Origin of the sequence: Yersinia aldovae ATCC 35236 (assembly GCF_000173735.1) — a bacterium.
Lineage (GTDB): Bacteria > Pseudomonadota > Gammaproteobacteria > Enterobacterales > Enterobacteriaceae > Yersinia > Yersinia aldovae.
This window is the reverse complement of the sequence record NZ_ACCB01000002.1, coordinates 143,667-163,725: the sequence shown is the minus strand read 5'-3', so window position 1 is coordinate 163,725 and position 20,059 is coordinate 143,667. Positions and strand designations below refer to the sequence as shown.

The following is a 20,059-nucleotide window of genomic DNA, read 5'->3' as shown; positions in this document are numbered from 1 at the left end:
ATTAGTACATCAATTATTAACTCACTATTTGACTAAGACGGAACAAAGAAAAGTCGAAAAAGGTAATGGTAATTAATGGAAAATAAGGATTGTTGGTATGACTTACGCCCTTATTCCTTAAGAAAGAGAAGTAATAGATAAGCCTTAAAATGTCGGAATCCAAAAAATAAGGGAGGCTATTAGCCTCCCGCAGAGCGATAACAACGTTGATGAGCCGAGAATATACCGAGTGGGCCGTGGTGATGCCAGCTGCCAGAACGCGGCCCGGCCCAGTTGTCTCGGTGCTATAAAATAGGTATGTCCGCAACCTTACTGTTGCTGCAAACTTCACACTGGGGATCTTTTGCCAGCTTCAGGCTACGAAATTCAGCGGTCATGGCGTCATACATCAACAAGCCGCCAGCGATTACCTGACCATAGTTCGCCAGCAGTTTTATCGCTTCCATCGCTTGTAAATTACCAATAATCCCAACCAGTGGGGCCATAACACCAGCTTCAACACAGGTTAAGGCATTGCTGCCAAATAACCGGCTCAGGCAGCGATAACAGGGCTGATTTTCCTGATAAGTAAACACACTCACTTGCCCCTCCATGCGGATTGCTGCACCGGAAACCAGTGGCTTTTGCTGTGCATAGCAAAGGCGGTTGAGTTGCTCGCGGCTGATAACATTGTCGGTACAATCCAACACGGCCTGGTGTTCTGCGATAACGGCGGAGAGTTTCTCGTCATCTAACTGAGAATCAAGGGTATTGAGTGTCAGGTGGGGATTGATTTCTGCTAGTGCTAGTGCCGCTGAAGCGACTTTTGGCAGCCCGATACGGTCATCGTGATGCAGAATTTGCCGTTGTAAGTTAGAAAGAGAAACGGTATCAAAATCCAGTAGCGTAAGGTGGCCCACGCCTGCGGCAGCCAGATATTGCGCTGCCGCACAGCCAAGGCCGCCTAAGCCTACGATCAATACTCTGGCTGCTTTGAGTTTTTCTTGCCCGTCAAAATCGAAACCGCGCAGGACAATTTGCCGATTGTAACGCAGGGTTTCAGCATCGGAAAGTTCAGGCAACATATCTGTCTCCCAGCAATTTATTAACTCAATAAGCCATTAAACAGTTCTATTTCAACCGGTTCGCCAACAGCGACTGAACCGCGTTCACGTTCAAGGACGATAAAACAATTTCCCTGACTAAATGAGCTAAATACGTGAGAACCCTGATGGCCGGTGGTGCGTACTTCCAATTCACCTTGTGGGGTGGTAGAGAAAATTCCGCGCTGAAAATCTAAACGTCCCGGCGATTTCTTCAAGGCGGTGGTGGTTTTGGCTTTCAGGCGCAACGGTGGCTGCCATTGTGAGTGACCTGAGAGTTTTGCCACCAGAGGTTGCACCAATTGATAGAACGTCAGCGCGGCAGACACCGGATTACCCGGTAAGCCACAGAACCAGGCATTATCCAGTTTGCCAAAAGCAAAGGGTTTACCGGGTTTGATGGCTAATTTCCAAAAAGCGATATCGCCTAGCTCTTCCAACATCTGTTTGGTGTAATCCGCTTCACCGACTGACACACCACCGCTACTGATGACCAGGTCTGCTGTGGCATCTGCTTGCTGAAAAGCGTGGCGCAGTGCGTCTTGATCATCATGGATAACACCTAAATCAATAATTTGGCAGCCTAACTGTTGCAGCATCAATCTGACAGCAAAACGATTAGTGTCGTAAATCTGCCCCTCAGCTAGCGGTTGACCGACCGGCTGTAACTCATCACCGGTTGAGAAAATGGCTACTTTTAGAGCGCGGAATACGCTGACTTCAGCAATCCCCAATGATGCTAACAGCGGGAGTTGCGCGGCACCTAATTTAACGCCTGCGGGGAAAACGGCTGCATTTTGTTCGATATCCTCACCTGCCAGCCGGATATTTTGCCCGATACGCGCATTACCATTAAAGGTAACACCCTGCTCACTAATAACGGCTTGCTCTTGCATGATAACGGCATCGGCCCCAGGAGGAATTGGAGCACCGGTCATTATTCGAATACAGCTATTGGCTGGCCATGCATCTTTAAACGGCGCACCGGCAAAGGCTTTTCCCGCCACCGGTAATGGCATTCCACTGCTAAGCTCATTACAGCGAATAGCATAGCCATCCATCGCGGAGTTAGCAAAAGGAGGCACGGCAATCGGGGAGGTAATTGCGCAGGCGGTGATACGGCTCGCAGCTTGCGTTAATGCGACCACTTCGGTTGCTTGTAATGGTGTGACCTGTGACAGCATTTTGCTCAGTGCTTGTTCCAGAGAGAGTAAATCCGAGGTATTACAGTGATCCATGCTGGACTCCGAGGTCTGGGGCACCGCAGTAAAAGGTGTCGTGGGTGCGGGGCTGTCATTCAAATAAGTATGGCATTATGGCAGAGATTACCTGGTGGGTGAATGGATGGGCGTGCCAAACCAGCCACAGACTGATGTTATCTTGATAAGTGTTATCCTTTTGCATTGGTATTAACATTATTCAGACAAAATAGGGGGCTGACATGGATTATCAAACAATTCTGAAGTTCTGGTTTAGTGAGATGGACTCTACGTTGTGGTTCAAAAAAGATGAGGATTTTGACACCCTTCTGCGCCAGCGTTTTGGCCCGGTTTGGCAGGCTGCATCGAAAGGGGAGTTAGCCAGTTGGCGGCAAAATATTGAAGGGCGCCTGGCAGAGATATTGATTCTGGATCAATTCAGCCGTAATTTATTCCGCGATTTACCGGCTTCTTTTTCCTGTGACGGGATGGCACTGGTATTAGCGCAGGAAGCCATCAGCCGTGGGCAGGCGGGGCAATTATCGGATACTCAGCGCGGTTTTCTTTACCTACCTTTTATGCACTCAGAATCGGCATTAATTCATCAACAGGCGTTAGAACTCTATACTGAATTAGGTAATGATATTCAGTTGGATTATGAATTACGCCATAAAGCGATTATTGATCGCTTTGGCCGTTATCCACACCGAAATCTTATTCTCGGGCGAGTCTCTAGCGCGGAAGAGCAGGCTTTCCTGTTGCAACCTGGCTCTGCTTTTTAGTCTATAATGCGTACAGCGATAAGTTGCCAGTGGCATAGTTACGCAGGTCACCTATCGTTGTCTTATTTATTAATTATCAATTTTGCTATTGCTCTCACAAAAATATTCTCACTGAACAGTTAGGGCGACATATTTATCTGTTATGCCTCACAGGTTCATTTGAGGTTATTCCTAAACTACTGCCCAGTCTATAACTCCCATTGAAACGATATTGCCACCAATATATAACAATCTAGCAATAGGCAATATGTAAATGAGAGTTCGGTGTCTGCGATGTCTTGGCTCTGAGCTCATATCAGCATGGAAGTTTAATAATATGGCAGACGCATCAATATGACTGAAACAACATCATTAGATACTACTGCGGCAAAGGGTAAGGCGACATCAGTACGTCTGACGGAGAGTGCGGATACCCGGCAACGGATACGAGCTATAGTAGGGGCTTCTTCTGGTAATTTAGTTGAATGGTTCGATTTCTATATTTACTCTTTCTGCGCGCTCTATTTTGCTCCGTTATTCTTCCCAAGCGATAATCCGACGACTCAATTAGTGCAAACCGCGGGGGTTTTTGCTGCCGGCTTTCTGATGCGGCCTATTGGTGGGTGGCTGTTTGGTTATATTGCGGATAAGCATGGTCGCAAGTTATCCATGTTAATTTCAGTCTATATGATGTGTGCCGGGTCACTGATGATTGCTTGCCTGCCAACCTATGCTTCAATAGGCAGCCTGGCACCGGTTTTGCTACTGGTTGCCCGCTTATTCCAAGGATTATCTGTTGGTGGTGAGTACGGTACCAGCGCGACTTATATGAGTGAAGTGGCAGTGAAAGGGCGCAAAGGGTTTTATGCCTCTTTTCAGTATGTCACCTTGATTGGCGGCCAGTTGCTGGCGTTACTGGTATTAGTTTTGCTTCAGCAAACCCTGTCATCTGAAGTGCTTCACAGTTGGGGCTGGCGAATTCCCTTTGTTCTCGGCGCATTACTGGCAGTAGTTGCACTCTATTTACGCCGTTCACTGAATGAAACGTCAGATGAAAAAACACGCAATAAGAAAGATGCGGGCAGCCTGAAAGGGCTATGGAAGAATCGTCGTGCATTTATTATGGTGCTAGGTTTTACTGCTGGCGGTTCACTCTCTTTTTATACTTATACCACTTATATGCAAAAATATCTGGTCAATACGGCGGGAATGGATGTGAAAACAGCCAGCCTGGTAATGACTGCGGCGCTGTTTATTTTCATGCTGATTCAGCCATTATTTGGTGCGCTCTCAGATCGTATAAGCCGGCGAACGTCTATGCTGACTTTCGGTTTGTTGTCTATGTTACTGACAGTGCCGATTCTCCATGCGTTGAAAGGGGTAACCAGTCCTTATATCGCTTTTATGCTGATTGTTACCGCTCTGATTATTCTCAGCTTCTATACTTCTATTGGTGGGTTACTGAAAGCGGAAATGTTCCCACCGGAAGTCAGGGCATTAGGGGTTGGTCTGTCTTATGCGGTAGCAAATGCCATGTTTGGCGGTAGCGCTGAATATGTTGCACTGTCTCTCAAATCTTTTGATATGGAAAACAGCTTCTTTTGGTACGTTTCCGCAATGTGCTTCGTCACCTTCCTGGTTTCATTGCGCTTGCACCGCAAAGGGCAAGAGGTTGATTTATAACGCGAAAGCTACATTAATTGCTAAAGCCATATACCAATGTGGCTTTAGCCGGTGGTTGCTAAATACTCCTCAATGGTAGCTAATAATTTCCCGGTACCACAGCATGTATCATTATATTCCTTGGTATGTCTGCGATTAATAACCCGATCATGGGGGCAACCGCCATGACAGATAGAAAACCACTTACAGTAGTGCATTTTTTTAGTTGCCTCTATTTCTTCGCTTACCGCCTGCTGATTATGTGATGAGTTAGCAAGCAGGTCGGCTAAATCAATATTCAGTATAGAACCATAAATACTATTGGCGTCACCTCTATATTTGTCACAGGGAGAGATATCACCATTAGGTTCTAATGTGATGATTTCTTGTGAGCAATTGCCGGACCAATAACAGGCAGAGAGTTTTTCATTAGGATATTTTAATGCCTTGATGAAATCTTCGAAAATAGTAATATGTATTTTTCTACGATAATCTTTGAACCAAATAATAAATAAATCTGATAGGAATTTGATGAACTCAGCATAACTGATAAAATTATTTCCAATATATTCACCCGCAGCTAGACGATTATCTGGAACAATATTAAGAAATTCAATGCCAGTTAAATCTATTGAAATAAAGTAATTCAACATCTCTCTCATATCTGTTTGATATACTTCCCGATCGACAACGATAAGTGCACCGTATAGTATATTGTAATGCTGTAGTTTTTTATTCCCATGGCTACCCGTTCAGATGTTCCTTTTCCCCGGTAGTCCACTCGCCGCTTATCATTAACCGCAGGTACGCCATCAAGACTGATCCCAACGTTCATTCCTATGCCCTTGATAAAGGTTAACCACTCCTCAGAAAGATTCACTATATTTGGCTGCATGGTATTGGTGATATATTTCTCAGGGCGTTTAAATTGCTGCTGTAACCAGATAAGTTTTTTGAAAAACAGTGGCTTAAGCAATGTCACTTCTCCACCATGCCATACAAACTCGAATCTATTTACATTCGGAATGGAGAGGATTTTATGTACCGCACGTATTAGTATATCGAATGAAATGCTTTGGTTAGGGCCTTCGGCCCAAGAGTGACAATAGGTACAACGAAGGTTGCATAACCGTGTGGCCTTCAGGACAATCACGAGTTTATCTGCATTTATTGCTTTTACCTCCATTGGATGAGTTAACTCTTTATTGAATAGAGTTAACTCATCGCCATCCAATAATTGGCTGGCAGGAATCTTCCCGATGAGATAGGCCGATAATGTTTTATATTCACACGAGGTTAATTCCTCCAGTTTTCTAATATTTATGTCTCTAATATTAACGCTATCTATGTTTACGATGGGTATTATATCACGCATGTTAGGCTCCTATTTTTAAATTAATTTTCCATCTCTCATGGTTATTACTCTATTACCATATGTGGCGGCCTCATCTGAGTGTGTAACCATTATTATGGTGGTTCCGGTCTGATTTATTCTGCTTAATTGTTCAAGTACATTTCGGGTGTTTTTACTGTCCAAATTACCGGTTGGTTCATCAGCTAGCAATAATGTTGGATTGGATACCATGGCACGGGCAATAGCGACTCGTTGTTGCTGACCACCCGATAATTGCATTGGTTTATGATCTCTACGATTCTCGATAGCAAAAAGGTTTAAAATCCGATTAACGAGTTCAATACGTTCTTTTTTTGCAACATGACGATACTTCAGTGGTAACTCAATATTATCGAATATTGATAAATGTGGAATAAGATTAAAGGACTGAAAAATATAACCTATCAACTTACGCCTTACTATAATTCGTTGTGAGTAACTTAAGGGTACGACATCCTTTCCTGCTAAGGTAAGTGAGCCACTATCAAGTGAGTCAAACATGCCTATAATGTTGAGCAGAGTCGATTTACCCGATCCTGATGGCCCCATAATAGATACAAATTCACCTTGCTCCACAGCGAGGTTCAGGTGATTAAATACCTGTGTTTTAATCGTTTTTGTTATGAATGATTTTTCTGCATTTTGTATGTTTAGCATATTATTTAAACTCAATTATATTATATTCGTTACTGTTTGAATATGAAGGAATGATAATGCGCTGACCTGAATGTAGCCCTGCTGTTATTTCTGTTTTTTCCGCGTTGCGGCGTTTAATTTCAACTTTAGTTTTAATTGCATGATTATGTTTTTGTTGGTAGACATAGAGGTAGTTACCCCCATCTTTATCTGAAATAATACTTTCATTGGGTACTAATAATATCTTCTCTTTCTCATCTTGTAATGAGATTTCTATTTCAATAGATTGACCTCTTTTTAGCGGGACTTTATTTAATTGAATCGGTGTCAGCTTTGCCTTAAACTTGCCATTATCAATAACGGTGGAGACCGATTCAATAAGCAGTACAATATTCTGGCCATTTATTTTTGCAATAACACGAGTTTGTGGTTTTATCTTGTCCAAATAATATTCACTCAAATAGACATTGAAATAATATGAATTAAAATTATCTACGACTGCTATTTTTTCACCCGGTTTTATTTGCTGGCCTAACTCAATGTCCAAAACAGATAAAGAACCGTCAATAGGTACAGTTATTACTAATTGATCGATGCCGGTTTCAATCATTTTCATCATTCTTTCAAGTAATAAAATAGAGTCATTAATATTATTTAATTGCTTAGGGAGTGATTTTTGGTTTTTGTTATTATGTTCTAGTAGTATCTCACTTTTAGTTTTCCAATTTTTTAGTATATCTTTTTGGTTTTCTAACTCTGATTTTGCAATCATCGATTTTGTATCGAGGACTTGATGCCTGGCAAGGTTTTTGCTAACTACCTCGATCTGGTATTGAGCTTCTTGTAGGCTGAGTTTGGTATCCCTATTATCTTGTTCCAATTGCATTTTCATATTACGCAGATTATTTATTTGTTCGGTGATATCTGCCATTCTGGAGGTTGTTTCTAACATGAAATCATAATTGGATAAACGAACGATAACATCACCTTTGTTAACCGTTTCAAAGGCTTTTTTGGCAATTTCAATGACTTTCCCCCCACGTTCACTTGATATAATCGTGCTTTCCTTCGGTACCGTAATGGCACGTGTAATTAATACGTCCTGAAATTCCTCAGGCTTAACCGTAATGAAAATAGTGTTTTCCCGCGCAACTAATAACGTATTTTGGCTTGTGAATAAAGAGTAAATGTAAAAACAACAAGCAATCAGTATAACGGATACACCTATAATAATTAATTTTATGCGTAAGTTTGTATGCGCATTTTTTTCAATTTTTATATCCATGTGTTTATTATTTCTTTTTGGTATTTATGTTGTCTTTATTAAAGATCAACGTAATAGTCATAATGACAACTATGCTAATTATGAAAATAAAAAGTATAGCAGTGGCATTGACGTATGAAAGATTATCCACAGCATGGTATTGAACCAACCATCGATGCAATAAAAAGAAACCAATAGAGAATGAGGCTATAGCAGCAATAATAATCGGGGAAATGTTTTTTTGTATAAAGAAAATAATGTGAGTATAAATAGATCCGCCAATGGATTCCATTATTTTTAATGTCTTACCTATTCGTTTTGTTTCGGATACGCTGATGATCATTGTGCTTGTTAATATTAATGAGATTGAAAGTAAGGTAACTAAATTAACTGTTTTTTGCATAAGCCTATGGGTGTTGAAATATTCTTTATGTAAATGGTTAACGGTTTGTATCTGCATAGGATTAACACGGTATCGTTCAAGTATTTTTTTAACCTCCTCAAAATCTTGTCTATGTTGTAATTTTATCGCGGCATATCGTTGATGCTTATTTTCAATAAATATTAATAGCGGCGTGGTGTTTTTATTTATATTCGAAAGATAAAAATCATTGATAACTCTAAGGACTTTTACTTTACGTTCAGATCCATTATCCTGAATATAGAATATGCTATTCAGTGTTTCATCATAGGATGATTGTCCCATTAAAGTCATAAAGGATTGTGTCGCTACCGCGTGGACAAGGTTACTATCATCACTGGGCATCAGCATATTCTCATGTCCTGCTAATACGTTAACTCCCCAAATGTCAGGGAAGTGTTTATTGGCGTTGAGCGTGTTTACTGTTACTAACTTATCTTTCTCTTGTTGATTAAGATGAGATATTGAAGTATTTGTCCTCGACATGTCAAAGGGTTGCCAGCTACTGAGTGCGATGGACTCTATATTTGCAGTGTTTTTTAATTCATTTTGTAAACTATTCATCGATGCCAGATTAGTTAATTCAGAACTTAACGTAAATGTCACTATATTGTCTTTTTCATAACCAAAATTATGATGTTGCATGAAATTATTTTGTGTCAATATTCCTGCCCACAAATAAACCATTATTCCTGTTGTTGTTATTTGTATGCATAATACTCCTTGATGTAGGTAGCGTGACACTGGCTGTTGATTATATATATTATAATGGCAGGATTGATTGGGAAAGACGGTAACACTCAAGTATATTAAATGAGAAAGTAGTATTGCTGTATAAAATGAAGTTAACGTGAAAAAGAAAGAGATTAATAATGTTTTAGTATCTTGAATGAGAATTAACTCTTTAACGTCTATAGATAGCTGTATTAAAATAATCAGAAAGAGGATTGTTAATAGGAGCACAAAAAGAGTTTGTAACATTGCGATGGAAAGTGATTCAGTCAATAGCTGATAACGAGAGGCTCCGAGCGATTTTTTTATCTGGAAACTATTTTTTTTATTGGTATTTATTACATTGTTAACATTAAAAAAGTTCATAGTGGTTGTTAGAAATATAAAAATGCCGGCTGCATATAAGCTGTATAAATAGGATTTTGCAATAACTGTGCTGATCTCATCAGGTAACCCATTATCGTAATGGATATCGGTAATATTACGTGCAGACAATTGAATGAATTCTTCGGGGCTAAATGGTGCTCCAGGGAGTTGGGGAGCGTAACGGGTAACGAGTGTATCCAATTGTTCAGAATTGGGTTTTATTCCTGCTTCCATTGTAATAAAGGCATAAGCGTGCATATCGTACCAATCATGCCTTTTATCATGATAGCCATCTATGAGTTCGGGAGAAAATGCAATCACGGCGTTGGTTTTAAAACGGCTATCCTTATGCAAACTAACCATATCTTTAATGACGAATTGGCCTTTGTTCCCTAAGGTGATAACGTGCCCGACCGGATTATCCAGATGAAGATATTGACGATTAAATTCTGGCGTAATAATAATTTCATTCTGAGTCAGATGGGGGCGATATTGAGAAATATTTGGTTCATATAGATTAGGTTGATCATTGCTCAGTTTATAGGGATTAATGATACTGAAGAAATTCGGACTAACGGCATAAATCTCTACTTTGCTATGAGTTTGGTCATTCACTTGTAAATCTGTAAATAGACGTAGTGCATAGATAACCTCTTTAATGTTCTTTGCATTCTGCAATGCTGGGATCAATGGAAAAGGTACTTGTGCTGATTTTACATCGTCACCGTTTGGTAAGTTAAACTGAGTTTCTATGCGATATATCTGTGTGTGGTCATTGTGGTAACTTTCAATACTTCTATCCGTTAAATAAAGCAGTAATACTAAAAATGATGAGAGCATCCCTAAAGCCGTTATTATTATCGCTAATATACTTGCCATCGGGCTAAGCTTTACATCATTAATGAATTCACTTGTAAACATACAAGAATATCTCACTTTATTTATGCCCATGATTTCAAACATGTAAGTGTGTTGGATGCGTTTGTTTCTGCCTTCCTACATATTGAAACATATCAGGTGTGTTGAATTGCTTTCACTGTTACTGCTATGTGTAACAAGGTTAGGCCATTAATTATTCATGGCCTAACCAATATTTTCTGAATGGTTCATTTTTCTATTCTTCAGCAAAACTTCTTGACCAGTTCCATGCTGTTATTTTACTTCGCAGAGTATTACTTTTTATTTTTTCTATTTCGTTATCACTTATATGTAATGTATTATTTTTAAATGATTCATCTAACGACTCTAATTTAGCCTTTAATGCCATTAAATGAGCGTTATTTATTCTTTCATTTGATTGATTCGAAGTAAACATATAAATCTCCTTTTAAGTTTATTCCTTTTTTGTGTTGCTCAGTCTCGGTGAGTATTGAGCCATTTATTTGTAATTCTTTTCTCCGATTTTATCAATGTTTTTTTCATCATGCTTTTTATAATAATTTATTAATTATGTTTTTAAACTAAAGGATTATTAGTTATTATCGTAACGATAATAATCTCTATATTTACTATAAAATAAAAAGCCCCCGAAGGGGCTTTAAGGTTTCTATTATTGTTGATCGGCTGAGTTATATCCGTTAGCGATGTAAGTATTCCGCATGGAAACGCAGATGATCTTCAATAAATGTGGCTATGGTAAAATAGCTATGGTCATAACCCGGCTGAATACGAAGTGTCAGTGGCCAATCGCGTTGCCGTGCCAATTCAGCTAATTTTGCCGGTTGTAACTGGTCTGCCAGAAACTGATCACTATCACCTTGATCTACCAGCATCGGCAGTTGGGTGTGGGCATGTATAAGTAAGTGGCAGCTATCATATTGCAACCACTGGCTCTCATCGGTACCCAAATACGCAGTAAAGGCTTTGCGGCCCCAAGGCACCTGACACGGATTGACTATCGGCGCAAAGGCAGAGGCCGACTGATATTGCTGCGGGTTACGCAGTGCTAACATCAATGCCCCGTGGCCGCCCATTGAATGGCCACAAATAGATTGACGATCACTGACACTAAAATGCTGGCGAATCAATGCGGGCAATTCCTGACTGATATAGTCGTACATATGAAAATGCTCAGACCAGGGCGCTTGGGTTGCATTGAGGTAAAATCCTGCCCCTTGACCTAAATCGTAGCCCTCGTCATTTGGCACCTCATCGCCACGTGGGCTGGTATCTGGCATTACCAGAACCAGACCCAACTCTGCCGCGATCCGCTGCGCGCCAGCTTTTAGCGTGAAATTTTCATCATTACAGGTTAGCCCCGACAGCCAGTAAAGCACCGGTGGCGGGTTGTCATCCCGTAGGGGGGGCAGATAGATGCTGAAGGTCATATTGCAATTCAGGCTGCTGGCGGCATGGCGATAGCGTTGCTGCCACCCGCCAAACATCCGGTGCTCTTCGAGAAGTTCAAGTGACGTGTTCATGCGTTGTCTGCCTTCCTGCTCTATTTGTTTTGTAAAGAATGGTTTTGTGACGATTGATCAAAATGGATCACGGTACGGATAGATTTACCTTCATGCATTAAATCAAAGGCTTCATTGATCTGATCCAGCCCCATGGTGTGAGTAATGAAGTCGTTTAAGGCAAACTTTCCATCCAGATATTGCTGCACAATACCGGGTAATTCTGAGCGGCCTTTGACTCCGCCAAAAGCAGAACCACGCCAGATTCGGCCCGTTACCAGTTGGAATGGGCGAGTTGAAATTTCCTCACCTGCGCCAGCGACACCGATAATGACTGATTCGCCCCAACCTTTATGGCAGCACTCTAAAGCTGAACGCATAACATTGACGTTACCTATGCATTCAAATGAAAAATCGACACCGCCATCGGTCAGCTCGATAATCACATCCTGAATAGGTTTATCATAATCTTTCGGGTTAATCAGGTCAGTCGCCCCCAGTTTGCGGGCCAGCTCGAATTTACTGGTATTAAGATCGATACCGATAATCCGGCTGGCACCGGCCATTTGTGCGCCAATAACCGCAGATAAACCAATGCCACCCAAGCCGAAGATAGCCACTGTATCGCCCGGTTTTACTTTGGCCGTGTTGATAACCGCCCCCATGCCAGTGGTGACGCCACAACCCAGCAAGCAAACTTCTTCTAATGGCGCTTCTTTATTGATTTTTGCCAGTGATATTTCTGGCACTACAGTCAATTCTGAGAAGGTTGAGGTGCCCATGTAATGAAAAATAGGCTGACCATTTTTAGAGAAGCGAGTGGTGCCATCGGGCATCAAACCTTTACCTTGGGTACTGCGGATTGCCTGACACAGGTTGGTCTTACCGGAACGGCAGAATTTACATTCACCGCATTCAGGTGTGTACAGTGGAATGACGTGATCACCCACCGCAACACTGGTCACCCCTTCGCCGATGGCTTCCACAATCCCACCCCCTTCATGGCCGAGGATGACTGGGAATATCCCTTCGGGATCTTTGCCCGATAAGGTGTAGGCGTCGGTGTGGCAAACTCCGCTGGCGACAATTCGCACCAACACTTCGCCTTTTTGTGGTGGCATCAAGTCAACTTCTTCAACGGATAGCGGCTGGTTTGGCCCCCAGGCGACAGCGGCGCGAGTTTTAATCATCTGCATGATGTTTCTCCTAATAGCTATGTGTGATTGGTGTTATATAAATATGTTTTTATGTATCATATTTGTTGCGTATATCTGTTTGTGATGTCAGCAACAGTACCGGTATAAATTATGGTCGAGAAGATGCTGTCCGTCAGGTAAGTCACTGAGTTTCAATTTGTTCGATAATCAGCTCTTTTAACGCGCGGACATTAGGGCTAAAGGCATCCTTGCGCCAAATGAGCCAGGTTGCTGTCTCGGCAATATTGGGTGGCAGGTGATGCACTTTTACCCGCTCATGGCCGGGGAGCAGCGCCAATACCGAATGCGGGATCAGTGCCAACCCCGCGCCACTTGCCACACAAGCGAGCATAGCGTGGTAAGACTGGATTTCCATGATATGCCCAGGTATACAGCCTGCCTGTCGGAACCAGCTTTCCAGTCGCAATCGGTATGAACAACTGGGGCGGAAGGCAAACAGAGTTTCATCCACGGCATCACGAGCTTGATTAATCGGTAGATGATCCAGACAGGAAATGATAACTAATCGCTCTTCGAAAGAGCGGCAGCCGTGCAGTTCATCATGCTGTACCGGGCCATCAACCAATGCTGTCGCCAGTGTTCCGGCTCGGACTTGTTCGATGATTTCACCGGAGGTTCCTGTGGTTAGCGACAAAGAGACTTTGGGATAGCGCTGATGATATGCCGCGAGCAGGTTGGGCAGGCGAGTGGCTGCGGTGCTTTCCATTGAGCCTAACGGGAAATTACCCGCCGGTTCACCGGCATGGGTAATGCGCATTGCCTCTTCGCTCAGGGCCAGAATACGGTTGGCGTAGCAGAGAAAGTTATGCCCCATCGGTGACAGGCGCAGACGCTGCTTTTCACGAATGAATAGATCTGCACCCAGCTCAATTTCAAGCTGGCGCAGGCGTGTCGTCAGGTTTGACGGGACGCGGTGCATCTGCTCCGCTGCTCGGGCAACGGAACCGGTTTCTGCCACGCAGCAAAACATGCGCAGCTGGGTCAGATCCATAACTGTTCTCTTTTTGTGATGAACTTGGTTAGTATTATTCATTTTTTGTGATTCTAATGCTCAGGCATGATATTGGCAACTTTCTTTTCACCGGCTGGCAGTGCAATGAGCTGACAGCAACCAATGGGCAGGGCAGATGGCATTAAGAATCGCATTAAGTGGTTTTTTGGCATTGGTAGTAGCAATGGGTATTGGCCGTTTTGCGTTTACACCACAAGTACCGTTGATGATTGCAGAGCATCAATTCACTCTGACTGGCGCGGGGCTGGTCGCGGCGTTTAATTATCTGGGATATCTGTTTGGTGCTTTTGATGCCATGCGGGCCAGCCGCCATGTCGAGCGCCGTTTATGGCTAGGCTTGTGGGGGGCGGTAACATTAACATTGCTATCTGCGCTGGTAGATGGGCTGTGGTGGCATGGTGTGGTGCGTTTTGCTATCGGCTGGGCCAGTGGTTGGTCGATGGTATTGATCGCGGCCTGGACCAATGAACGATTGGCGCATTTTGGTCGCCCGGCACTCAGCGCCGCAGTTTTCGCGGGGCCGGGGGCTGGAATATTCATTAGCGGTATGTTGGCTGTGACGATTCATAACTATGGCCTATCAGCAGCCCAAGCATGGGGCGTTTATGGCGTATTGGCGCTGATTATTATTGCGGCCATTAGCATCAATCTGCCGCGTAGTGGTGAGTTACATCGACCGTATATTGCCGCCATCCCACTGACGTTGACACCCGCGCTGAAACGGTTGGTGTGGAGCTACAGTCTGGCGGGCTTTGGCTATATCTTACCGGCAACCTTTTTATCGCAGATGGCAAGCGCTCGTTTCCCGGATAGCCTATTTGCCCAGTTTGTCTGGCCAGTGTTTGGTGGGGCGGCGGTGATTGGTATTATGCTCGGTATTGCAACCCGCCATCGGCTGACATCACAGACACGTCTGGCATTGACGCTGTGGGTTCAGGCATTGGGTGTGTTGTGTGCTGAATGGGTGCCTGGGGTGAACGGGCTGGTTCTGGGCGCGTTGCTGACTGGTGGCGGCTTCCTCAGTGTGGTGCAACTTTCATTACAGCATGGCCGTGAGCTGGCACCCGATCACACCCGTTATATGGCGGGTTTGCTAACCACAGGTTATGCCATCGGGCAGTTAGTCGGCCCGCTGTTATCTGCCACATCGACAGCATTGACTCATCGGCTGGAGCCTGCATTGTATGTCGCAGTGGTAGCGCTGATCATCGCCGGTGGCCTGGTGATTAAAACGCCAGCCCGCACCTGTGAAGCCGCTATCGGCTGATTGAGAGGGGGAGCGGTGCCGCAGATGCAGTTATTTCATCTTATTATGAGAAAAAAGCACTTTGAATATCTGCCTGCGATGGAGAACAATCACTGGATAATCATTTTGCTCTCCACTACAGTGGGGAGCAAAATCCGAACGTGATCTACATCATGTTTATCTGTTCGGACGCGTACGCCTGTTGGAGAAAAGAATGTCATCGCTAAGTAAAGAAGCCGAGTTGGTTCATGAAGCACTGCTGGCCCGTGGCCTTGAAACCCCATTGCGCAAACAAGAATTAGATGCACAAACGCGCAAGACCCGGATTCAGGAACATATGACGCAAGTCATGCAATTGTTGAATCTTGATTTATCTGACGATAGCCTGGCCGATACACCAAGACGTATTGCCAAGATGTATGTTGATGAGATTTTCTCTGGACTGGATTACGAAAATTTCCCTAAAATCACACTGATCCAGAATAAAATGAAGGTTGATGAGATGGTGACGGTGCGAGATATCACGTTGACCAGCACTTGTGAGCATCATTTTGTCACCATCGACGGTAAAGCTACTGTGGCCTATATTCCGAAAGACAGTGTGATTGGCTTATCTAAAATCAACCGTATCGTGCAGTTTTTCGCCCAGCGCCCACAAGTCCAAGAGCGGCTGACACAGCAAATCCTGTTGGCGTTGCAGACCTTGTTAGGGACAAATAATGTCGCTGTTTCCATTGATGCGGTACATTATTGTGTCAAAGCACGCGGCATCCGCGATGCAACCAGTGCGACCACAACAACATCGTTAGGCGGGTTGTTTAAATCCAGCCAGAATACTCGCCAGGAGTTCCTGCGCGCTGTTCGTCATAATAGCTAACACTACAACGGCTAATTAGCCTTTTGCCAGAGCGGGCACCAATGGGTGCCCCTAATACAGGATGTCGGGTATGCGTCAACGCATCGCAACGTTAGACAGTGCGCGAGGGCTGGCCATCCTTGGCATTTTGCTGCTCAATATCAGTGCCTTTGGCTTACCAAAAGCCGCTTATCTTAATCCCGCTTACCTTGGTCTGCCTTCTGTGTCTGATAGCTGGACGTGGGCCATTCTTGATATCGTCGCGCAAGCCAAGTTTCTGTCTATTTTTGCTATCTTATTTGGTGCCGGTCTGGAGCTGCTGCTTAAACGTGGTAAAGGCTGGATTAGGGCGCGGCTTTCTATCTTGTTGTTGCTGGGATTAATCCACGGCATCTTCTTTTGGGATGGAGACATACTGTTCGCTTATGGGTTAATTGGCCTGGTATGTTGGCGAATGATTCGTGATGCCAAAGATGCAGCCAGCTTATTACGCACCGGGGCGGTGCTTTATTTACTCGGGGTGGCGGTATTATTGCTGCTGGGGTTTGTCACCAGCGGGGAGCCGGGCCGTTTCTGGCAACCGGGGCCGGCTGATTTGCAATATGAGCAATTCTGGAAATTACAAGGTGGGGTTGAAGCCTGGAAAAACCGGCTCGATCTATTGTCATCCAATTTGATTGCTATCGGCGCACAATATGGCTGGGAACTGGCGGGTTCAATGCTATTGGGGGCCGGGCTGATGCGTTGTGGTTGGTTACGTGGCGAATTCAGTCTGCGTCATTACCGTTTGTTGGCCGCCTGTTTGATACCGCTTTCATTAGTTATCCAAATACCGGGTGTGGCGCTGCAATGGATGGTCGGATGGGATTTCCGCTGGGCCGGTTTTTTGCTACAAGTACCGCGTGAGCTTGGCGCACCCTTGCAGGCGGTAGGCTATCTGGCCTTACTTTATGGCTTCTGGCCAACATTATCGCGCTGGTGCGTCAGCCATTGGCTGGCACAGGTTGGCCGCATGGCATTGAGCAATTATTTATTGCAGACATTGCTATGTACGCTGATCTTCTATCACTTCGGCTTATATCAGCAGCTGGATCGTTTACAACTGTTAGCGGTTGTTCCGCTGGTCTGGCTGTGCAACGTGATTTTTTCACTGCTTTGGCTGCGCTATTTTACTCAGGGCCCAGTGGAGTGGCTGTGGCGTAAACTGACCGCCTATGCCTGCGGTCAATCGTTACAACCTCGTAACACTAAGCTATGAATAACACTGTAAAGTGAAAGTGGTCTGGCGGGTTGCAAATTTGTATGTAAACGTTTTCTTTCTTGTGACGTATTTCACGTGGAAATCTCAACAAACTGGGTAGGATAGGCCACCTGCCATGACAGGTTGTGCTCAACATATGCATGGCGACTTATTGACAAAATAAGACACAGGATAAGGTCATGGCCGCTTTGTATTCAGCTGGAAACAGTATAACTATTCGCGATGTGGCCTCACGGGCGGGCGTTTCGCTGGCCACAGTATCAAGAGTGCTTAATAACAGCGCCTCTATCCGACCAGAAACTCGAGCTGCGGTGCTGAAGGCGGTGTCAGAGCTGGACTACCGCCCTAATGCTAATGCACAGGCATTGGCCACTCAAAGTAGCGATACGATCGGTGTGGTGGTGATGGATGTGTCTGATCCCTTTTTTGGTGCATTGGTGAAAGCGGTAGACACTGTGGCACAGCGGCATCAAAAATATCTGTTAATCGGTAATAGCTATCACCAGGCAGACAAAGAACGCCATGCTATCGAGGTGTTGCTGCGTCAACGCTGCAATGCCCTGGTAGTTCACGCTAAGGCTTTGAGTAACCGCGAGTTAATTGCCTTTTTAGAGCAAGTTCCCGGTATGGTTCTGATTAATCGAATTATTCCCGGATTTGAGCACCGTTGTGTCGGATTAGACAATGTTAGCGGTGCGCAAATGGCGTGTCGTCTGCTGCTCAAAAAAGGCCATCAGCGTATTGGTTTCCTCGGTTCCAATCACCCTATCGATGATGTCATTCAACGTCAGTGCGGTTACCTGAATGCTCTTAAAGAGGCAGGCATCACTGCGCCAGAGAGTTGGCGTGCATGGGGTACGCCTGATTTGGTTGGGGGCGAGCGTGCCATGATTGACCTACTGGGGCGCAATTTACAGCTCAGTGCGGTGTTTGCCTATAACGACTCAATGGCTGCTGGCGCCTTGGCAGTGCTGAAGGAAAACGGTATTAGCGTTCCGGAGCAGTTCTCGCTGGTGGGGTTCGATGACATCCCCATTGCTCACTATACCAGCCCCAATCTGACTACAGTGCGTTATCCCATTGTTTCTATGGCGACTTTAGCTACCGAACTGGCTCTGGATGGGGCAAGTCGTGAATCTGATCCACATGCTGCTTATTGTTTTCAACCCACATTAGTGCCGCGTCATTCTGTCGCAAATTGTGGTATCGCTCACTAGTTCGGAATTTATTCTTGTGTAACCGTTTTCAATCTGTGAGAAAATTCACAGATTCTTAACAACGCCACGTCTATGCTCTAGTGGTTTTCTACCTTAATGTATCAATATGTCATCAGTTGCCGGATAAAAACATCACCCTGTACAACCCTACATAAACCCGGAGATACAAATGAATAAGAAGGTTTTCACATTAGCAACCCTGGCTGCCAGCATGATGTTTGGCGCGGTTGCTCAAGCTGATACCCGTATTGGTGTCACTATTTATAAGTATGATGACAACTTTATGTCCGTGGTACGTAAAGCTATTGAGAAAGATGCTAAAGCATCCCCTGACGTTACCCTGCTGATGAACGACTCCCAGAATGACCAATCCAAGCAAAACGATCAAATTGACGTGTTGCTGGCTAAAGGCGTAAAAGCGCTGGCAATCAACCTGGTTGACCCGGCAGCAGCGCCAGTGGTTATTGATAAAGCCCGCGCAAACGATGTCCCAATCGTGTTCTATAACAAAGAACCTTCACGCAAGGCGCTTGATAGCTACGACAAAGCTTATTATGTCGGTACTGACTCCAAAGAATCTGGCGTTATTCAGGGGGAGTTGATCGCCAAACATTGGCAGGCCAATCCAAATTGGGATCTGAACAAAGATGGCAAAATTCAATTTGTGCTGTTGAAAGGTGAGCCGGGCCACCCAGATGCTGAAGCTCGTACTACTTATGTCATCAAGACCCTTAACGAGAAAGGTATTCCAACGCAGCAGTTGCAGCTAGATACTGCAATGTGGGATACCGCACAAGCCAAAGATAAGATGGATGCCTGGTTGTCTGGCCCGAATGCAAACAAAATCGAAGTGGTTATTGCCAATAACGATGCTATGGCAATGGGCGCAGTTGAAGCGTTGAAAGCGCATAACAAAGCCAGCATTCCAGTGTTTGGTGTGGATGCCTTACCAGAAGCTCTGGCTCTGGTGAAATCAGGTAAAATGGCCGGTACTGTTCTAAATGATGCCAACAATCAGGCGAAAGCGACCTTTGATCTGGCTAAAAACCTGGCGGCCGGCAAACCTGCTGCTGAAGGCACCACCTGGAAAATCGACAACAAAATTGTACGTATTCCATACGTTGGTGTTGATAAAGATAACCTGGCTGAATTTACTAAATAGCGGTCGATATTTGCTAGATGCCCAAGAACAATGGGTAGGAAATAAATATTAACCTTCAGGTCCCGATACTTAAGCGGGCTGTCCAGTGTCGGGGCTGAAGGTTTTCTGTTGCATTGATCCTTATTTTAGAGCGCGCGCTGGCAGGCGGGAATTTTATACCCAGCAATTCAGTA

At 44.3% G+C, this 20,059-nt stretch carries 16 protein-coding genes and 1 pseudogene; 7 read left to right on the top strand and 10 right to left on the bottom strand.

The genetic code is table 11. The features are described from left to right. Positions 1-284: 284 nt before the first annotated feature. Positions 285-1,064, bottom strand: coding sequence for a molybdopterin-synthase adenylyltransferase MoeB (moeB, locus tag YALDO0001_RS01950; RefSeq protein ID WP_004699453.1), 780 nt, complete (start codon positions 1,062-1,064; stop codon positions 285-287). Positions 1,065-1,084: 20 nt separating this feature from the next. After that, entirely contained in the window at positions 1,085-2,320 is a 1,236-nt protein-coding gene (moeA, locus tag YALDO0001_RS01945; RefSeq protein ID WP_004699452.1) for a molybdopterin molybdotransferase MoeA, read from the bottom strand. 203 nt (positions 2,321-2,523) lie between these two features. Here moeA and YALDO0001_RS01940 point away from each other — a divergent pair, with 203 nt between their 5' ends. Beyond that, a complete protein-coding gene (locus YALDO0001_RS01940) occupies positions 2,524-3,063 on the top strand; it encodes a DUF924 family protein (RefSeq protein WP_004699450.1) in 540 nt (179 codons plus the stop codon). A 333-nt stretch (positions 3,064-3,396) separates the two neighbouring features. Then, positions 3,397-4,725, top strand: a complete 1,329-nt coding sequence (locus YALDO0001_RS01935; RefSeq protein ID WP_004699449.1) for an MFS family transporter — start codon at positions 3,397-3,399, stop codon at positions 4,723-4,725. A gap of 44 nt (positions 4,726-4,769) precedes the next feature. Here YALDO0001_RS01935 and darE read toward each other — a convergent pair. From darE to ptrR, 8 genes and pseudogenes are all read right to left on the bottom strand, one after another. Then, positions 4,770-6,079 (bottom strand): annotated as a pseudogene (gene darE, locus YALDO0001_RS21030) (darobactin maturation radical SAM/SPASM protein DarE). 15 nt (positions 6,080-6,094) lie between these two features. Next, positions 6,095-6,754: a darobactin export ABC transporter ATP-binding protein gene (gene darD / locus YALDO0001_RS01925; RefSeq protein WP_004699446.1), complete on the bottom strand. Its 660-nt coding sequence runs from the start codon at positions 6,752-6,754 to the stop codon at positions 6,095-6,097. A gap of 1 nt (position 6,755) precedes the next feature. Beyond that, a complete protein-coding gene (darC, locus tag YALDO0001_RS01920) occupies positions 6,756-8,018 on the bottom strand; it encodes a darobactin export ABC transporter periplasmic adaptor subunit (protein WP_004699445.1) in 1,263 nt (420 codons plus the stop codon). A 7-nt stretch (positions 8,019-8,025) separates the two neighbouring features. After that, positions 8,026-10,437 (bottom strand): darobactin export ABC transporter permease subunit, encoded by a 2,412-nt coding sequence (darB, locus tag YALDO0001_RS01915; RefSeq protein ID WP_042839283.1) that lies wholly within the window; start codon positions 10,435-10,437, stop codon positions 8,026-8,028. 193 nt (positions 10,438-10,630) lie between these two features. Then, positions 10,631-10,831 carry a darobactin family peptide antibiotic gene (darA, locus tag YALDO0001_RS01910; RefSeq protein ID WP_004699443.1) on the bottom strand — a complete coding sequence of 67 codons (201 nt, stop codon included), beginning with the start codon at positions 10,829-10,831 and terminating at the stop codon, positions 10,631-10,633. A 262-nt stretch (positions 10,832-11,093) separates the two neighbouring features. Continuing rightward, on the bottom strand, positions 11,094-11,936 hold the full coding sequence (gene fghA / locus YALDO0001_RS01905; protein WP_042839268.1) for an S-formylglutathione hydrolase: 843 nt from the start codon (positions 11,934-11,936) through the stop codon (positions 11,094-11,096). A 20-nt stretch (positions 11,937-11,956) separates the two neighbouring features. Next, on the bottom strand, positions 11,957-13,111 hold the full coding sequence (locus YALDO0001_RS01900; protein ID WP_004699441.1) for an S-(hydroxymethyl)glutathione dehydrogenase/class III alcohol dehydrogenase: 1,155 nt from the start codon (positions 13,109-13,111) through the stop codon (positions 11,957-11,959). A gap of 142 nt (positions 13,112-13,253) precedes the next feature. Next, positions 13,254-14,123 (bottom strand): putrescine utilization regulator PtrR, encoded by an 870-nt coding sequence (gene ptrR, locus YALDO0001_RS01895; RefSeq protein ID WP_004699440.1) that lies wholly within the window; start codon positions 14,121-14,123, stop codon positions 13,254-13,256. A 136-nt stretch (positions 14,124-14,259) separates the two neighbouring features. On the opposite strand from ptrR, the gene YALDO0001_RS01890 reads away from it, so the two are divergent. The 5 genes from YALDO0001_RS01890 (at position 14,260) to mglB (ending at position 19,886) form a co-directional block, all read left to right on the top strand. Next, on the top strand, positions 14,260-15,411 hold the full coding sequence (locus tag YALDO0001_RS01890) for a YbfB/YjiJ family MFS transporter (protein ID WP_004699439.1): 1,152 nt from the start codon (positions 14,260-14,262) through the stop codon (positions 15,409-15,411). A 193-nt stretch (positions 15,412-15,604) separates the two neighbouring features. Further along, complete coding sequence (folE, locus tag YALDO0001_RS01885; RefSeq protein ID WP_004699438.1) at positions 15,605-16,267, top strand: GTP cyclohydrolase I FolE; 663 nt, start codon at positions 15,605-15,607, stop codon at positions 16,265-16,267. A 70-nt stretch (positions 16,268-16,337) separates the two neighbouring features. Continuing rightward, the gene (gene yeiB, locus YALDO0001_RS01880; RefSeq protein ID WP_004699437.1) at positions 16,338-17,504 is read left to right on the top strand and encodes a DUF418 domain-containing protein YeiB; all 1,167 of its coding nucleotides are present in this window, start codon (positions 16,338-16,340) and stop codon (positions 17,502-17,504) included. 182 nt (positions 17,505-17,686) lie between these two features. Further along, on the top strand, positions 17,687-18,724 hold the full coding sequence (galS, locus tag YALDO0001_RS01875) for an HTH-type transcriptional regulator GalS (RefSeq protein WP_004699436.1): 1,038 nt from the start codon (positions 17,687-17,689) through the stop codon (positions 18,722-18,724). A gap of 169 nt (positions 18,725-18,893) precedes the next feature. Beyond that, positions 18,894-19,886: a galactose/glucose ABC transporter substrate-binding protein MglB gene (mglB, locus tag YALDO0001_RS01870; protein ID WP_004699435.1), complete on the top strand. Its 993-nt coding sequence runs from the start codon at positions 18,894-18,896 to the stop codon at positions 19,884-19,886. Positions 19,887-20,059 lie beyond the last annotated feature (173 nt).

What these genes read in the sequence shown, in the direction of transcription:
- moeB (WP_004699453.1), bottom strand. Translation starts at nt 1,064, where the DNA reads ATGTTGCCTGAACTTTCCGATGCTGAAACCCTGCGTTACAATCGGCAA.
- moeA (WP_004699452.1), bottom strand. Translation starts at nt 2,320, where the DNA reads ATGGATCACTGTAATACCTCGGATTTACTCTCTCTGGAACAAGCACTG.
- YALDO0001_RS01940 (WP_004699450.1), top strand. Translation starts at nt 2,524, where the DNA reads ATGGATTATCAAACAATTCTGAAGTTCTGGTTTAGTGAGATGGACTCT.
- YALDO0001_RS01935 (WP_004699449.1), top strand. Translation starts at nt 3,397, where the DNA reads ATGACTGAAACAACATCATTAGATACTACTGCGGCAAAGGGTAAGGCG.
- darD (WP_004699446.1), bottom strand. Translation starts at nt 6,754, where the DNA reads ATGCTAAACATACAAAATGCAGAAAAATCATTCATAACAAAAACGATT.
- darC (WP_004699445.1), bottom strand. Translation starts at nt 8,018, where the DNA reads ATGGATATAAAAATTGAAAAAAATGCGCATACAAACTTACGCATAAAA.
- darB (WP_042839283.1), bottom strand. Translation starts at nt 10,437, where the DNA reads ATGTTTACAAGTGAATTCATTAATGATGTAAAGCTTAGCCCGATGGCA.
- darA (WP_004699443.1), bottom strand. Translation starts at nt 10,831, where the DNA reads ATGTTTACTTCGAATCAATCAAATGAAAGAATAAATAACGCTCATTTA.
- fghA (WP_042839268.1), bottom strand. Translation starts at nt 11,936, where the DNA reads ATGAACACGTCACTTGAACTTCTCGAAGAGCACCGGATGTTTGGCGGG.
- YALDO0001_RS01900 (WP_004699441.1), bottom strand. Translation starts at nt 13,111, where the DNA reads ATGCAGATGATTAAAACTCGCGCCGCTGTCGCCTGGGGGCCAAACCAG.
- ptrR (WP_004699440.1), bottom strand. Translation starts at nt 14,123, where the DNA reads ATGGATCTGACCCAGCTGCGCATGTTTTGCTGCGTGGCAGAAACCGGT.
- YALDO0001_RS01890 (WP_004699439.1), top strand. Translation starts at nt 14,260, where the DNA reads ATGGCATTAAGAATCGCATTAAGTGGTTTTTTGGCATTGGTAGTAGCA.
- folE (WP_004699438.1), top strand. Translation starts at nt 15,605, where the DNA reads ATGTCATCGCTAAGTAAAGAAGCCGAGTTGGTTCATGAAGCACTGCTG.
- yeiB (WP_004699437.1), top strand. Translation starts at nt 16,338, where the DNA reads ATGCGTCAACGCATCGCAACGTTAGACAGTGCGCGAGGGCTGGCCATC.
- galS (WP_004699436.1), top strand. Translation starts at nt 17,687, where the DNA reads ATGGCCGCTTTGTATTCAGCTGGAAACAGTATAACTATTCGCGATGTG.
- mglB (WP_004699435.1), top strand. Translation starts at nt 18,894, where the DNA reads ATGAATAAGAAGGTTTTCACATTAGCAACCCTGGCTGCCAGCATGATG.